The organism is Stappia sp. (genome assembly GCF_965276915.1).
Classification (GTDB): Bacteria; Pseudomonadota; Alphaproteobacteria; order Rhizobiales; family Stappiaceae; genus Stappia.
The window spans coordinates 1,161,604-1,175,408 of the sequence record NZ_OZ255709.1 but is presented as its reverse complement, the minus strand read 5'-3'; the positions used below and the strand labels follow the sequence as shown (position 1 = coordinate 1,175,408).

General features: G+C 64.9%; 13 protein-coding genes. 8 read left to right on the top strand and 5 right to left on the bottom strand.

Features of this window, described 5'->3' with window-relative positions; all coding sequences use genetic code 11:
- Positions 1-78: 78 nt before the first annotated feature.
- The 4 genes from ACQY46_RS05490 to ACQY46_RS05475 all read right to left on the bottom strand — a co-directional run bounded on the left by ACQY46_RS05490 (position 79) and on the right by ACQY46_RS05475 (position 4,710).
- Positions 79-579, bottom strand: coding sequence for an HPr kinase/phosphorylase (locus tag ACQY46_RS05490; protein ID WP_428699272.1), 501 nt, complete (start codon positions 577-579; stop codon positions 79-81).
- Positions 576-2,417, bottom strand: a complete 1,842-nt coding sequence (locus tag ACQY46_RS05485) for a stimulus-sensing domain-containing protein (protein ID WP_428699271.1) — start codon at positions 2,415-2,417, stop codon at positions 576-578. The genes ACQY46_RS05490 and ACQY46_RS05485 overlap by 4 nt, the downstream gene beginning before the upstream one ends.
- Positions 2,418-2,494: 77 nt before the next feature.
- Positions 2,495-3,193, bottom strand: coding sequence for a response regulator transcription factor (locus ACQY46_RS05480; protein WP_417769605.1), 699 nt, complete (start codon positions 3,191-3,193; stop codon positions 2,495-2,497).
- A gap of 113 nt (positions 3,194-3,306) precedes the next feature.
- Complete coding sequence (locus ACQY46_RS05475; RefSeq protein WP_428699270.1) at positions 3,307-4,710, bottom strand: MATE family efflux transporter; 1,404 nt, start codon at positions 4,708-4,710, stop codon at positions 3,307-3,309.
- A gap of 550 nt (positions 4,711-5,260) precedes the next feature.
- On the opposite strand from ACQY46_RS05475, the gene ACQY46_RS05470 reads away from it, so the two are divergent.
- The 8 genes from ACQY46_RS05470 to ACQY46_RS05435 all read left to right on the top strand — a co-directional run bounded on the left by ACQY46_RS05470 (position 5,261) and on the right by ACQY46_RS05435 (position 13,314).
- The gene (locus ACQY46_RS05470; protein WP_428699269.1) at positions 5,261-6,832 is read left to right on the top strand and encodes a phosphoenolpyruvate carboxykinase; all 1,572 of its coding nucleotides are present in this window, start codon (positions 5,261-5,263) and stop codon (positions 6,830-6,832) included.
- Between the two features lie 184 nt (positions 6,833-7,016).
- On the top strand, positions 7,017-7,358 hold the full coding sequence (locus ACQY46_RS05465) for an XdhC family protein (protein ID WP_428699268.1): 342 nt from the start codon (positions 7,017-7,019) through the stop codon (positions 7,356-7,358).
- A gap of 69 nt (positions 7,359-7,427) precedes the next feature.
- Positions 7,428-8,126, top strand: coding sequence for an XdhC family protein (locus ACQY46_RS05460; protein WP_428699267.1), 699 nt, complete (start codon positions 7,428-7,430; stop codon positions 8,124-8,126).
- Positions 8,123-9,739: an NTP transferase domain-containing protein gene (locus tag ACQY46_RS05455; protein ID WP_428699266.1), complete on the top strand. Its 1,617-nt coding sequence runs from the start codon at positions 8,123-8,125 to the stop codon at positions 9,737-9,739. The genes ACQY46_RS05460 and ACQY46_RS05455 overlap by 4 nt, the downstream gene beginning before the upstream one ends.
- A 197-nt stretch (positions 9,740-9,936) precedes the next feature.
- Entirely contained in the window at positions 9,937-10,584 is a 648-nt protein-coding gene (locus ACQY46_RS05450) for a L,D-transpeptidase (RefSeq protein ID WP_428699265.1), read from the top strand.
- Between the two features lie 90 nt (positions 10,585-10,674).
- Positions 10,675-11,142, top strand: a complete 468-nt coding sequence (locus ACQY46_RS05445; RefSeq protein ID WP_428700420.1) for an OmpA family protein — start codon at positions 10,675-10,677, stop codon at positions 11,140-11,142.
- Between the two features lie 265 nt (positions 11,143-11,407).
- The gene (locus ACQY46_RS05440) at positions 11,408-11,623 is read left to right on the top strand and encodes a hypothetical protein (protein WP_306028165.1); all 216 of its coding nucleotides are present in this window, start codon (positions 11,408-11,410) and stop codon (positions 11,621-11,623) included.
- A gap of 149 nt (positions 11,624-11,772) precedes the next feature.
- Positions 11,773-13,314: a cryptochrome/photolyase family protein gene (locus tag ACQY46_RS05435; RefSeq protein WP_428699264.1), complete on the top strand. Its 1,542-nt coding sequence runs from the start codon at positions 11,773-11,775 to the stop codon at positions 13,312-13,314.
- A 110-nt stretch (positions 13,315-13,424) separates the two neighbouring features.
- Here the strand turns inward: ACQY46_RS05435 and rpsL are convergent, their stop codons facing one another.
- Positions 13,425-13,796, bottom strand: coding sequence for a 30S ribosomal protein S12 (gene rpsL / locus ACQY46_RS05430; RefSeq protein WP_306028163.1), 372 nt, complete (start codon positions 13,794-13,796; stop codon positions 13,425-13,427).
- Between the last annotated feature and the right edge of the window lie 9 nt (positions 13,797-13,805).

The window sequence follows — 13,805 nt, the reverse complement described above, 5'->3', positions numbered from 1 at the left end:
TTCCCCCGCCGGGCGCCCAATGTCCGCAAGGCAGCGGCACAGCGCAAGAAAAATCGGCGGTGCATGCCGGGTTTTTCGTCACAAGTGGCCTTCCATCCCCAGACTTGCAGCAGCCAGCGCGCCGCAATCCGCATCCTGCAGCCGCTCAAGCGCGCGCAAAATCCGCAAGACCCCGCCTCCGTCAACGCCATACGGCAGCGCCAGCCTTGCAAGATCGACCCCGTGCAGACGGACGGTTCGCTCATTCACGTCCGGCAGCCGATCGATCTCAGCGTCCGGCAGAAGATCGATCACAAGGCGGATGACGGTGCGCGTCTCCCAGCTCACCTTCACGATACCCTCGCCGCGCAATTCCCACAGTCCGACGATCGGCGGCGGACATGATGCAATCAGTCGCCCGTTTCGCGGCCGAAGGTGAACACGGTCATCCGCCACATGCAGGCCGAGCCAGCCACGGGCCTGTGCTTCTTCGACAATGCGCCAGCCAAGCCTCGACTTGCCGGAACCCGACGCGCCGCGCAGCAGCACGCCGGCGGTGCCTGCAAGAACGCACGAGGCATGCGCCGCCTCATCGGTCATCCGCGCCGCTCCGCCGGCAGCCGCACGACGAAGCGGGCACCCTCGACACGGGTCTCGCCCGTACCCGGGACCTTCTTCTCGCGATTGACGACCGAGATGGTGCCGCGATGCGCCTCGACGATCTGCCTGGAGATGGAAAGGCCGAGGCCGGAATTGTTGCCGAACCCTTCAGCTTCGGGACGGTCGGTATAGAAGCGCTCGAAGATGCGGTCTTGCAGTTCGGGACGCACCCCCGGCCCTTCGTCGTCGACGGTGATCTCGACCATGTCGGCGGTGCGGCTCGCCTGAATGAGAACCTTGCTGTCCGGCGGAGAAAAGGAGCGGGCGTTGTCGATCAGGTTGTTGATCACCTGGCCGAGCCGGCTGTCATGGCCAAGCACCCGATAGGGATGGTCGCGGCGCGTGGGGTGCAACAGCACCTCGACCCGCGCGTCGCCCGCGCCGGCGCGCTCATTCGCCAGATCGGCGACACCGAGGAGCAGCGCCGAAACATCGACCGGTTCGGCGTCGATCCGGGCCAGTTCGGCATCGAGACGCGAGGCATCGGAGATATCGGTGATCAGGCGGTCGAGGCGGCGCACGTCATGCTGGATGACCTCCATCAACCGCTCCCGGGCCTCCGGCTGGCGAGCGAGAGGCAGGGTCTCGACGGCGCTGCGCAATGATGTCAGCGGATTTTTCAGTTCATGGGCGACATCGGCCGCGAATGTCTCGATCGCGTCCATGCGATTGTAGAGCGCGTTGGTCATGTCGCGCAGCGCTCGCGCAAGATGGCCGATCTCGTCCCGGCGCTCCGAGAACTGCGGAATTTCCTCGCGGGACTTGATGCCCCGACGCACCCGTTCGGCCGCCGCCGCAAGCCGGCGGACCGGGCCGGCGATCGTTCCGGCAAGCAGGATGGAGAGAACCATCGTCACAGTCGCCGCAACCAGGAACACCCTGACGATGCCAACCCGCTCCGCACGCACGATCGCGTCGATATCGCCGCCTTGCGTCGACAGCAGCAAGGAACCGAGCACCGCCCGGAACCGCTGTACCGGAACCGCGACGGAGACGATCAGTTCGCCGCGCGGCGATACCCGCACCACACTTGCCGGGGAACCCGCGAGCGCGGCCTCGACCTCCGGATAGGCGCGGCCGTTGCCGGCCCCGATCTCCTCGTAAAGCGGCAGGTCACCGCGCCGGAACCAGAGTTTGACGTCGGCCCAGAACTTGTCCCAGAGCCCCGGCTCCTCTGTCGTGGGTGGCGGCAGGTCGAAGCGCAGGATCTGGCCACGCGCATAAAGATGGCGCGAATCCAGGATGAGGATGCCTTCGGGGTCGTAGATCCGGGCCCGCGTGCGGGTCGGCGAGATCAGCCGGCGCAGGACGGGGGCGACACGCTCGGGATTGATGGGAAAGTCGATGAGCCGCGATCCGTCGGTCGGCGAGATGCTCTCGCCAGCCTGCAGCTGCAGCAACTGCTCCGGATCGACCATCAGCCCGTCGGTCTCGACCGTCGCGGAGGCGGCAATCGCCCCGGCGATGATCTCGCCCTGGGTCAGGAGGCTCTGGGTGCGCGCGTCGATCAGACCGGCGCGGAACTGGTTGAGATAGAGGATGCCGCCGACCAGGGCGCACAGGCCGGCAAGATTGAGAACGAGAATGCGACGCGTCAGCGAGGAGGTGAGATAGGGGCCGATGGCGCCGCCAATGCGCGAGCGCAGGCGCCGGCGCAAACGGCGCTGGCCGAGCGACCTCAGGCCGGGCACGCGCTCCGTCGCAGGCTGCGCATCAGGCCCGGCCTCGTGACGCGGCGCGTGGCCGGCCTGGTCGCCCGTCTCCACCTCTAGTGCCATTCACCTTCCCCGGTGCGGTCTCCTCCCGCCCGTGTGCGGTCAATCCGCCCCAAAATGCCAAAGGCAGGTCTTCCTGCCTACCCTTCCCGGAAACGGTATCCCACGCCGTAGAGCGTCTCGATCATGTCGAAACTGTCATCCACGAGCTTGAACTTCTTCCGCAGCCGCTTGATATGGCTATCGATGGTCCGGTCGTCCACATAGACCTGATCGTCATAGGCCGCATCCATCAGGGCATTGCGGCTCTTGACCACGCCGGGGCGGTGCGCAAGCGCGTAGAGGATGAGGAACTCCGTGACGGTCAGCGTCACCGGCTGCCCCTTCCAGGTCGACGTGTGCCGCTCCTGGTCCATGACAAGGTCGCCACGCTCCAGAAGCTTGTCGCTCTCCGACTTGGCCGTCGCCGGATCGCGCGGCTGGACCCGGCGCAGCACCGCCTTGACGCGCTCGACCAGAAGCCGCTGCGAGAAGGGTTTGCGGATGAAATCGTCGGCGCCCATCTTCAGCCCGAAGAGCTCGTCGATCTCGTCGTCCTTCGAGGTCAGGAAGATAACCGGCAGGTCCGACTTCTGCCGCAACCGGCGCAGGAGTTCCATGCCGTCCATGCGCGGCATCTTGATATCGAAAATGGCAAGATCGGGCGGATCGGTGATCAGCCGGTCAAGCGCGGAGGATCCATCCGTGTAGGTGTGGACACGATAGCCCTCGCTTTCCAGCGCGATCGACACGGAGGTCAGGATATTGCGGTCATCGTCTACAAGCGCGATCGTCGGCATGATGGCAGCCCTGATCCCATTCTTCTTGTTGCATCATCTTGGTTTACCAGCCTAGGCGGTCCAAATGCGCATAAATTATGGCGAGACGAAAGGCTACCGGGCAAGCGGCGCCCTCACCCAAGCGGCGCCGGCCTGGCGGCATGACGCGCGACCTGGTAGCGGAAACGCAGCGCCAGACCGGTGAAGGAAACGATGATCCCGGCCATCAGGCCGCCGATCAGCCCGCCTGCACCAAGCTTCAGGGCAATTGCCGTCACATAGGCACAGGGGATCGCCACGAGCCAGAAGGCACCGATCTGCAGCAGCGTCGGCCACCAGACGTCGCCAAGCCCGCGCAAGGCACCGATTGCGACCGCCATGGCCGCGTCGACGGAGAGCATGAAGCCCGCGATGAAAAGCGCCCTGCCGGCGGCCGCGACGGTTGCGGGATCGGATGTCACGGCGAGAGCCGCCGTCTCGGGTGCGCTGAAGAAGAAGAGCGCGACCGGAACCGGCCACAAGGCCCCGACCAGGATGCCGGCCCAGCCGGCGCGCCCGATGTTCCCGCAGTCGCGCTCGCCAAAGGCGCGGCCGACCCGGATCGCTGTCGCACCGGCCGTGCCGATCGCCATCATGAATGTCAACGTGACCAGGGTCATCGTGGTTTGATAGGCCGCAAGTTCCGCTGTCCCGAGCCGTCCGGCCATCATCACCACCGTTGCGAAAGCGGCACTTTCCACGCCCTGTGCAAGACCCATGGGAAGACCGAGACGGCGGAGCAGGCGCGCATCTGGATCGAACCACATTCCGGCGAATGCAGGCCCGAACTTCCGGCTCGGCAGGATCTGGAAGGCATCGTCGCGACGCGCCTGGTCGATCAGGATCGCCAGCACCGTCAGGCCGGCGAAAGAGCGGGCAAGGCTGCTTGCCAGCATCACCCCCTCCGCACCCATCGGCGCGACAAGGCCTCCCCAGCCGAAGCCGAAGATCATGTTGAGGGGGATATTGAGAAGGTTGGCGGCAAGCATGATGGCCATGCCGGTCTTCGGCCGGCCGGTCGCCTCCAGAAACAGGTTGCAGGCGACGAAAAGGAGAATGCCGGGCATGCCGTAGCCGAAGGCAAGCGACACCCGCGCGGCGCCCGCCGCCAGTTCGCGCGTCTGGCCCGTGCCGAGGAAGAAGGCCTCGGCAAAGGCCGAAAGCACCAGCACCGCAAACCCCATGGCCACGGCGTGGGCAAGGGCCGCCCGCAGGATCGCTCCCGCACGCCTGGCATCGCCCGCGCCCAGCGCTTGCGAGGCGAGGACCGCCGTTGCCTGCAATGCCCCGACGGCGATCAGCATCAGGGTCAGTTGAGGCGCAACACCAAGGCCGAAATAGGCAAGTTCGGCAGCTCCTGCCCGCCCGACCATGACCGTATCGACCGTGAACATGACGACCAGGGCGGCCCGGGCGATGATGATCGGCAGGGCGAGCGTGATCGTCCGGCGCAGATGAAACAAAAGGGACTGCGGCTCATGGCGCTGCAAGACGATCATCTCTTCCTGAACAGATCGGCGTGAACGAAGGGACCATGGCCGTGTCGGCTGGCGCACGTCATGGGCCTCAAATGCCGCAGGCAGGTGGATTTTCGAACGGACACTCCGCCCGCCCCGCCGAATGAAACGAGTATTCCATATATTATTCCAGAGCTTGTGGAATTAATTTACCTCAAAAAATAATTATAACCGCGAATACCGTGGATTAAATCGATTTAACATCCTGCCTGCGGCATTTGTTCCGCTTGTTGATCTTCGGTCCATCCACTAGTTTCGCCCTGCGAAAAACGAAGATGGCCGGACCGGCGCAACCCTGATCGGATTGCTGGCCGGCGGGCGCGTCGAGGATGGGTCGCCACGTCTCCAGGGTCGTCGCAACATGACCTGACACCAAGCAGACCGACGCGCATCATCTTGCGCAAACAGGACTTCGGCATCGGACGTAACGGCCAGCGGAAACGCGATCAAGAACGGCCGAACGACAAAGCAGCACAGGGATCTCGGAAACATGGCGGACCAGGGCGTAGGGCTTCCCTCGAAAAGCACGGACATGTGCGGCTTGACGGATCTTGGCGGACTTTACCGCAATCTCACGGCACCCGCGCTCTATGAGCACTCCCTGCGTCGCGGCGAGGCAAGCATTGCCGAAGGCGGCGCGCTCGTCGTCGAAACCGGCGTGCATACGGGGCGTTCCCCCAAGGACAAGTTCGTCGTCGTCGACGACACGACACGCGACACCGTCTGGTGGGACAACACCGCCGCAATGAGCGCCGAGCAGTTCGCCCTGCTTCACGCGGACATGGCCGCGCATGCGAAGGGCATGTCCCTCTACATGCAGGACCTTTACGGCGGCGCCGATCCCAGCCACCGCATCAACGTCCGCGTCTTCACCGAGTTCGCATGGCACTCACTCTTCATTCGCAACCTGCTGATCAGGCCGGAGCGCTCGGAGCTTGCCGATTTCGCTCCGGGAATGACGATCATCGACCTGCCGAGCTTCAAGGCCGATCCGAAGCGTCACGGGTGCCGGACAGAGACCGTCATCGCTTGCGACTTCACCAACAGGATCGTTCTCATCGGCGGGACCTCCTATGCCGGCGAGATGAAGAAGTCGGTTTTCTCGCTGCTCAATTTCCTCTTGCCGGAAAAGCGGGTGATGCCGATGCATTGCTCCGCCAATGTCGGGGACGAGGGCGATACCGCGGTGTTCTTCGGGCTTTCGGGCACCGGCAAGACAACGCTTTCCGCCGATCCCGGACGGACGCTGGTCGGCGATGACGAGCATGGCTGGGGTGGCGACGGCGTCTTCAATTTCGAAGGCGGCTGTTATGCCAAGACCATCAAGTTGTCGGCCGAGGCGGAACCGGAGATCCATGCCACGACCCAGCGCTTTGGGACCGTGCTGGAGAACGTCGCTTTCGACGAGGACACACGCATCGTCGACTTCGACGACGGATCGAAGACCGAAAACACGCGCTGCGCCTATCCGATCAGCTTCATCTCCAACGCCAGCGACACCGGACGCGCGCCGCATCCCAAGAACATCATCATGCTGACGGCCGACGCCTTCGGCGTGCTGCCGCCCATCGCGCGGCTGACGCCGGCGCAGGCGATGTACCATTTCCTGTCGGGTTACACCGCCAAGGTCGCCGGTACGGAGAAAGGCGTGACCGAGCCGCAGGCGACCTTCTCGACCTGTTTCGGCGCACCTTTCATGCCGCGGCACCCGTCCGAGTACGGCAATCTGCTGCGCTCGCTGATCGCCAGCCACAATGTCGACTGCTGGCTCGTCAATACCGGGTGGACCAGCGGCGCGCACGGAACCGGTTATCGCATGCCGATCCGGGCAACCCGCACCCTGCTCGCCGCTGCCCTGGACGGCTCCCTGCGCGATGTCGAGTATCGCCTGGACGCCAATTTCGGCTTCGCCGTGCCGGTCGAGGTTCCGGGCGTCGATCCGGCGATCCTGGACCCGCGCTCGACCTGGGCCGACAAGGATGCCTACGACGCGCAGGCTGCCAAGCTGGTGGAGATGTTCGTGACCAACTTCGCCAAGTTCGAAAGCCATGTCGACGGAACGGTCCTGGCGGCGGCGCCCTCGTTCCAGGCAGCGGCCGAGTAGTCAACTCCGGTCGGCGCGGTCCGAGCGACCAGACAAGAGGGCGTCCCGTTTCGGCGGGGCGCCCTTTTCGTTGGTGGCGATGCCATCCTTCCCCGGAAACCGCTTCCGACCAAAGGCCACGTGCCCGTACCCTGTGCAGGAGGGCGGCAGCTGCCTATATTCCCTCCAGAATGGAGAGGTCGACATGCAGGAAGACGTGATACCGGCCGGACCGGACCCGCTGACGCTCGCCGAGACCTGGGCGGCAGGCGGGCGCAGGGTCGCGATGGCAACCGTAATCGAGACGTGGGGATCCGCGCCGCGCCCGGTCGGCTCCCACCTTGTGATCGATTCGCAAGGCAACTTCGAAGGCTCCGTCTCCGGGGGATGCGTCGAGGGCGCCGTTGTGGCCGAAGCGGCGGACGTGATCGAGACCGGGCGGCCGACCGTGCTTGAGTTCGGTGTCGCCGACGAGACCGCATGGCAGGTCGGCCTGTCCTGCGGCGGACGCATCCGGATCTATGTGGAACCGGTCACGAAAGACTGAGACGCCGCCCCGCCAGACACCCTCCGGCAGCGACGAGCCAGGGCTCCCGCAAGCAGGATTTCCAGTACAATGGATCTAGATCTTCTTTCCAGGCTCAACGCCGCCCGCACCGGGCGCCGCGCCGCGATCCTCGTCACAGACATGGACACTGGCGCGCAACGCCTTGCCGCGCCTGAAGATCTTGCCGGGGACGACCCGCTTGCCGGCGAACTGGCCAGCCGGTTCCGCTCCGGAAAATCCGGCCTTGTGGAAACGCCGGAGGGTCGAAAGTTCTTCCTGACCGTCAGCGTGCCGCCCCCAAGGGTCGTTCTTGTCGGCGCGGTGCATATCAGTCAGGCGCTGCTGCCCATGGCGGAGCTTGCAGGCTTCGACGTGACGGTCGTCGATCCCCGCACGGCCTTTGCCACTCCGGAACGTTTCCCGGGGGGGCGGCTGCTTGCCGAATGGCCGGCGGACGTGCTTGCCGACATTGCCCTCGATCCCTACACCGCGGTTGCGGCGCTGACCCACGATCCGAAGATCGACGATCTGCCGATCGCCGCGGCGCTTCAGGCGGGGTGCTTCTATGTCGGCGCGCTCGGCAGCCGCAAAACCCACGGGAAAAGGAGGGAGCGCCTGCTTGCGAATGGCGTGAGCCCCGACGCGTTCGAAACCGTCGACGCGCCGATCGGCGCGGATATCGGCGCAGCCTCGCCGGCGGAAATTGCCGTCGCCGTTCTCTCCAATATCATCGCCGCCTTGCGAAAAGGGCCGGGAGATCGCTCGTGAAATTCGGCCCGGTCGCCACGCGGGACGCCGAAGGCAGCCTGATCGCGCATACGGTGCGGCTTGCCGACGGGGCCCTCAAGAAAGGCCACAGCCTTACCCGCGAGGATCTTGCCCGGCTTGCCGCGGCCGGTGTCGAGGAGGTCATCGTCGCGCGCCTGGATCCCGCCGACTGCCACGAGGACGAGGCCGCCGGCATTCTGGCCAACGCGGGCGATGGCGGCGGTGTGACGCTTGACCCCCCGTTTACCGGCCGGGTCAATTTCCATGCGGGCAGCGACGGGGTGCTTGTGGTCGACAGGCAGGCCATCGACGCGGTCAATCGCGTCGATCCTGCCATCACGCTTGCCACCCTGCCGGAGTTCGCCCGGGTCACCCGCGGCCGAATGGTCGCCACGGCAAAGATCATTCCCTTTGCCGTTTCGCGCAAACTCGTCGAGAAGGCGGCGGACCTTGCCCGGGGTGCCGTGCGCGTCGCGCCGTTCAGGCCAAGGCCGGTGGGCCTTGTCGCGACCACGCTGCCGCACCTCAAGGCATCGGTTCTCGACAAGACGCGGCGCATTACCGAGGCCCGGCTGTCGGTCTCCGGATCGTGCCTGCGCGGAGAGTTGCGGGTCGCGCACGAAGCAACACCAACCGCCAGGGCAATTCAGTCAAGCATCGCGGACGGCGCGGAAATGGTGCTCGTCTTCGGCGCCTCGGCGATCGTCGACGGCAATGACGTGATCCCTTCCGCGATCGAGCAGGCCGGCGGGCGGATCATTCACTTCGGCATGCCGGTCGATCCTGGCAACCTCCTGCTGGTCGGTGAGGTCGACGGGATCCCGGTCATCGGCGCTCCGGGATGCGCCCGCAGCCCCAAGGAGAACGGCTTCGACTGGGTCCTGGACCGGCTGATGGCGGACTGCCCCGTGACCGCGTCCGACATTGCCGGCATGGGGGTCGGCGGCCTGCTGATGGAGATCGGCACCCGGCCGCAGCCGCGCGAGACATCGCCGGCGCCCGCACGCCCCCGGAAGATCGAGGGTATTCTGCTCGCGGCCGGCCAGTCCCGGCGCGCGGGAGACATCAACAAGCTGCTTGCAACCATGGACGGAAAGCCGCTGGTGCGCATTGCCGCGGAAGCGGCGCTGGCCAGCCGGCTCTCGCAACTGACGGTCGTGACCGGGCACATGCGCGCCGAGATCGAGGGTGCGCTGTCCGGGCTCCGTCTGCGCTTCGCCCACAATGCGGACTACATGGAAGGCATGGCGAGTTCCATTCGCTGCGGCGTCAATGCGCTCGACCCCGGCGTCGATGCGGCGATGATCCTTCTTGCGGACATGCCAGGCGTGGACGCCGGCGCCATCGATACGATCCTGACGGCGTTCAGCCCCGAGCAAGGCATCACGATCGCCCTTGCGAGCGTTGGCGGGAAACGCGGAAACCCCGTCGTCTGGGACCGAAGCTTCTTCGAGGCTCTCGCCCGGCTGGAAGGCGACACCGGGGCGCGGCACCTGATCGGGGAACACGGCGCATCGGCGCGTCCTGTCGAAATCGGGGAGATCGCACGTCTCGACCTCGACACTCCGGAAGCGCTTGCCGCCGCTGGCGCCGTTGCCGCCCCGACATCCTGAAACTGTGCAATCCTGCGGAGGATTGACCTTTCCGCCCTGATGAACCGTAATAGGCGGGGCTTGGGAGGAACATTGCGGACGCAGCGCGTTACGGGAGGCGCGGCCACCTTTTCCCCAAAGCCACATGCGCCGGCGGTGACACGATGCGTGTCGCCAGCATGGCAAATGCACGGATGACCGTCAGAGGAGGCGACGGCATGACGACATATATTACCCGGCGCGCCATGCTTGTCGGCGCAGGGGCGATCGTGGCCAACACGTCGTTTCCGCTGCCAGCCATCGCATCGTCGAAATGGTTCCAGGGCACGGCAAGCGACAACGGCTTTGCCTATCGGCGCACAAATTTCTCGGTGATCAAGCCGCATTGGCGACGGCAGATGGTCAAGTATCTTTCACCGGAATCGCCCGGCACCGTCGTCATCGACACCCGCAATCACTTCCTCTACTGGGTCTGGGAAAACAGCACGGCGTTGCGCTATGGCGTCGGCGTCGGACGGGAAGGGTTCAAGTGGTACGGGCGGGCGCAGATCCGGCGCAAGTCACTGTGGCCGCGCTGGGTCCCTCCCCCCGAAATGCGCAAGCGCCAGCCCGACCTGCCCAACATGGTCGAGGGAGGGGCGGCCAACAACCCGCTGGGACCTCGCGCACTCTATCTCCATTACGACAGCGGCCAGGATACCGGATATCGCCTCCATGGGACGCTTGAGCCGTGGAGCATCGGCAACGACGTTTCGTCCGGCTGTATCCGGATGTTCCCGGAAGACGTGATCGATCTCTATCAGCGCTGCCCGGTGGGAACCCGTGTTTCCGTTCTGGAGCATCTTGGCGCGGGCCAGCAGGGGTAAGAGGACAAGGTGACCAGCGTTCCGGCTTCCATCGGGGGAAGAACCCTCCGCCACATCCTTCGACGCAATGCTGCGGTCGCGTTCCTGACAATGGGCGCGAGCCTTCTCGGCGCATGCAATACCGCCGAGAACATCGCAACCCCCAACGTGACCAATGCGCCCGCCGTCGGCTTCGCCAACATGGAGCCCGGCAGCGAAGAGGCATTCATGCTCAATGTCGGACGCCGGACCTATTTCGCCACCGGTTCGGCCGAGATCGACGAAACGGCCCGAATGACCCTCGACAAACAGGCCGAATGGCTCATTCGCAACTCCAGTTGGTATGCGAAGATCCAGGGGTTCGCCGACGACCCCGGCAGCGCGGCGGACAATCGCGGCCTGTCCAACCGGCGCGCCAATGCGACAATGGCGTACCTGGTTTCCAAGGGCGTCCCCCCCGGCAGGCTCTGGGCCAAGGGATACGGAACCGAACGTAAGGTGCGCGACTGCGCCCAGGAGGAATGCAAGGCCCAGAACAGGCGTGTGGTGACCAACTTGCGCGAGGAGAAGGAACGCTGACGCCTGGCGTTCTCCCGTCGCCCGAGTTGCCGCGCGATTGCTGCACTGCAGTATCGGCATAGCTCCCATGCCCGTACCGCGCTTGGACTCCGCGATTGTGACAAGTATATTACGGGGCTGAATTCAATGCCGGGGCCTTGCAGGGATTGCCCGGCTTTTTTGGCGAACGCGTTCGCGCGACCGCCGTCCAGGTTGCAGGTGCTCCGGCGAAGACCCCGGAGGCCTTGCCACGGTCGGCAAACGCCTCAACCAAAGGACTGAACCAATGATCGATCTTCGTCTGCCACGCTCCGGCCAGTGCAAGTGGGCCGAGGGCACGGGCGGCAACTACACCTTTCCGTGCCGCAACCGGGTTGATGCCGGAACATCCTATTGCGACGAACACCATGCCCTTGTCTACATCTCCCCGGAAGAGCGCCGCCGCAACCGGGAGAACGCCCCGATCGCCTTCCGCGCCCAGCAGAAGCGCATCGCTGCCTGATACGGCGATCATCGGCACGAATGTTCCAGGGCTGCCCGCGACACCGCCGGCAGCCCTTTTTGTTGGATCCGGCAACTCCCCGACCGCGTATCGGACGGCAGGTATCCCGAGACAGGGATGCGACCTGTTCCCTTCAACGACGGGTTCCAATGCCGGACACCACGATTGTCCCCGTTTTTGCCGATCAGCTCAGTCTCGACCTGTCGGTTCTGGCGCGTGCCGACCGCCGGCGCGACCGGGTGCTGATGGTCGAGGTGGCGGAAGAAGCCAACCATGCCGCCCATCACAGAAAAAAGCTCGCGTTCCTCTTCTCCGCCATGCGTCATCATGCCGAGGCATTGCGGCAGAGCGGCTGGGACGTCGATTATGTTCGGCTTGACGACCCGGGCAATACCGGTTCCTTCACCGGTGAACTCGGCCGCGCCATAGTCCGCCACAACGCCACGCGTGTCGCCCTGACCGAGCCGGGCGAGTGGCGGGTTCTCGAGATGGCACGCCATTGGCGGGAGAGTTATCCCGTCCGCGTGGACATCGTCGACGACAGCCGGTTTCTTTGCTCCCGTTCCGAATTCTCGGAGTGGGCCAAGGATCGCCGGCAGCTCCGGATGGAATATTTCTACCGCGAGATGCGGAAGAAAACCCGGCTTCTGATGGATGGGGATGAACCGGCCGGAGGTCGCTGGAACCTCGACGCGGAGAACCGCAAGCCGGCCGATCGCGACCTGTTCATGCCGCAACCCCTTTGGGTGGAACCCGATGCCATGACGCAGGACGTCATCGGCATGGTCGGACGTCTCTTCCCTGAGCGGTTCGGGACGCTAGAACCTTTCGGATACGCGGTGACGCGGCCGGATGCGCAGCGCGCCCTCGACCGGTTCATCGCGACAGCCCTGCCAAGCTTCGGAACCTATCAGGACGCCATGCTGAGCGGAGAGCGCTTCCTCTATCACTCCGTGCTGTCCGCGTATCTGAATACCGGCCTGCTCGACCCGCTCGAGATCTGCCGACGGGCGGAGACGGCATGGCGCAACGGAGCGGCGCCGCTCAACTCCGCCGAGGGCTTCATCCGCCAGATCATCGGCTGGCGGGAATATGTGCGCGGCATCTACTGGATGGAGATGCCTGGCTACGCGGAGAAAAACTTCCTCGACGCCACGCGGCCGCTTCCCGCATTCTACTGGAGCGCCGACACCGGCATGGCCTGTGTCAGGGAGGTGGTGACGCAGACCCGAGAGACGGCCTATGCGCATCACATCCAGCGACTGATGGTGACGGGAAATTTCGCGCTTCTGGCCGGGGTGGAGCCACGCGAAGTCCACGAATGGTACCTCGCGGTCTATGCCGATGCGTTCGAATGGGTGGAGCTGCCGAACACGCTCGGCATGAGCCAGTTCGCCGACGGCGGGCTGCTGGGGTCCAAGCCCTATGCTGCAAGCGGCAACTATATCAACAAGATGTCGGACTATTGCGGTGGCTGCCGCTATGACGTCAAGGACCGCACGGGACCGGACGCCTGCCCGTTCAATTCGCTCTACTGGGACTTTCTCGCGCGCAACAGGGAAAGGCTTGGCAGCAATCCCCGCCTCGCCCAGGCCTATCGCGGCTGGGACAGGATGTCGGCGGAAACTCGCACCGCCTATCTCGGCAGGGCGAAAGACGTCCTCGTCCGGCTTGAGAAGGGACGTCTTTAGGAGACGCGGGAGAGTTCCGGCGCCGAAACGCGAAAACCTCCCGAAAAGGCTTCGGGAGGTCTCGAAAATTCTGGTCGCGCGGCGGGAGCCGTGCGGCCGGCGTCCGGATCTTACTTGGGACGCTTCGAACCGTAGAGCGAACGGCGCTTCTTACGATCCTTGACACCCTGGGTGTCAAGCACACCACGGATCACGCGGTAGCGCACACCGGGAAGATCGTTCGGGCCGCCACCGCGCACGAGCACCACCGAGTGCTCCTGCAGGTTGTGGCCTTCGCCCGGGATATAGGCCGTGACTTCATTGCCGTTCGTCATGCGCACGCGGGCAACCTTACGAAGCGCCGAGTTCGGCTTACGCGGCGTCGTCGTGTAGACACGCGTACAGACGGCGCGCTTCTGCGGGTTTCCGCCCAGCGCAGGGGTCTTGGACTTCTTGACGGTCGGCTTGCGGTTCTGACGAACCAACTGGTTGATTGTCGGCATAGGTGGTTT